The following is a 1,662-nucleotide window of genomic DNA, read 5'->3' as shown; positions in this document are numbered from 1 at the left end:
GCTGCGGTAGTGCAGGACGGCGCGGTTCGGGCGGAGGTTGCCGGGGCCGTACCGGCTCGGCAGGTCCGGGAACCCGGAGATGATCAGGCTGGCGTGGTGCTCCTCGGAGGTCACCGTGCGCCGCTGCTCGGTCTCGCTCATCGTTCCTCGTTTCCTCAGTCGCTTCGGTCGCTGTCTGGTGGGCCCGTCCGGAGTCGAACCGGAGTCTTCCCGGAGCGCGGGAACCGACCAAGGAACGCGCTCACGGGTGCACTGCCTTCTGTGCTACAAGCCCTTGCGGATGCCCCGGTTGCGGCCCGGGGCGGGCCGTCGTGCTCAGGCCCCGGCCACACGGGCCGCGTTGGCCATGTCGGCGTCGGTCTGCTGCGTGCCGCCGCCGTTGACGAGCAGATAGAGCCGGGCCTCGTCGGCTTCGGTCGAGCAGTCCTTGGTCTCCGCCACCATGAGCGAGCAGTAATTCTCCATGAACCGCTGGCCCTTGCGGGTCAGGGTGTTGTACCGGACGTAGGGCCCGTCCTCCGTGTCCTCTGCCACGTCCACGAAGTCCTCGGGAACCCAGGACGCGGGGAACGCGAACTCGCTGCTGAACAGCATCACGGCGGTGGTCAGCCGCTGCTTGCCGTCGATGACGGCCCAGATGCCCTTGCCGGTCTCGTACGGGTCCGCGCCCCGGTTCGCCCGGCGCCACGTCTCCGTGCCACGGTCGGAGAGGATGACGACGCCGGCGGGCAGGCCGCGCAGCCACGACTCCACCAGGGCGATGCGCTGGTCCAGCGTCCACACGCTGCCGCGCTGATACGGCGGGTCCAGCAGCAGGGCGCCGCTGTGGACGAGGTCGGCGAGACCGGAAGCGGCGCGATAGGTGGGGTTCAGGCTGATGTGGTCGAACGGTGCGGCGGTCTGCCGTGTCATGGTCGGTTCCTCACTCCCTGGTCGACCGGTTCACCCGGCCTCTTGATTTAATTAAACCATAGAGCCCCGGAGTGTGCAACCACGGGGCCCGGATGACTTCAGCCGGCCGGCTGCTCGTGCTCGCGCATCCACTGCTCCGCGATGCCGTAGTTCAGCGCGCGGTACGCGGTGCGGCCGGTGTCCCGGTCCACCACGCTGACCGTGAGCGGCGGGCACGGCATGAAGTCCCGCAGCGAGTAGTACCGGCCCCGGTCGCCGTCCCGCGCGACCAGCCGCAGCCGGTCCATGGCGATGTACCCCCTGCCGCGCAGGTCGGTGCGCCGGTGCCAGCCCTTGATGCCGTGCTCCGCCGCGTAGGCGTCCACGCGGGCGGCGTGCAACGGCCGGACGTCGTCCGGCGCGGCGCTCTCCGCGTTGGCCAGGGCCTTGAACACCTGCGTCACGGCCTCGCCGGCGGCCTCGCGCTCGCAGGCCCTCGCCGCGTGCTCGTACGCCCGCACGCGGGCCTCGTGGTCGTCCAGCAGCCGGAAGGCGGTGCTGATGTCGATGTGCGCCTGCCCGGTGAGCAAGGGCCGCAGCGTCTCTCCGGTCGGCTTCACCGGCGGGGCCGGGGTCTCCAGCACGCTCATGGTCGGTTCCTCGTTCCTCGTTCCTTGGTCGTTGGCGGGTCAGGACGTCGCAGCCGGTACGCCGGCGTTGCGCAGTCCGAGGTACAGGCCGCGCTCCCGGCCGACGCTGTAGACAGATCGG

At 70.6% G+C, this 1,662-nt stretch carries 2 protein-coding genes and 1 tRNA gene; all 3 read right to left on the bottom strand.

The window, feature by feature from the left end; translation table 11 throughout:
- Positions 1–176: 176 nt before the first annotated feature.
- Positions 177–274 (bottom strand) — tRNA-OTHER (locus ACWCV3_RS28870).
- Between the two features lie 41 nt (positions 275–315).
- Positions 316–912: a DUF262 domain-containing protein gene (locus ACWCV3_RS28865; protein ID WP_451230304.1), complete on the bottom strand. Its 597-nt coding sequence runs from the start codon at positions 910–912 to the stop codon at positions 316–318.
- A 98-nt stretch (positions 913–1,010) separates the two neighbouring features.
- Positions 1,011–1,541, bottom strand: coding sequence for a hypothetical protein (locus tag ACWCV3_RS28860; protein ID WP_451230301.1), 531 nt, complete (start codon positions 1,539–1,541; stop codon positions 1,011–1,013).
- Positions 1,542–1,662 lie beyond the last annotated feature (121 nt).

Source organism: Streptomyces sp. NPDC001781 (assembly GCF_053596035.1).
Note: the sequence above shows the minus strand (reverse complement) of the source record. Positions and strands in the feature narration are given on the sequence as shown.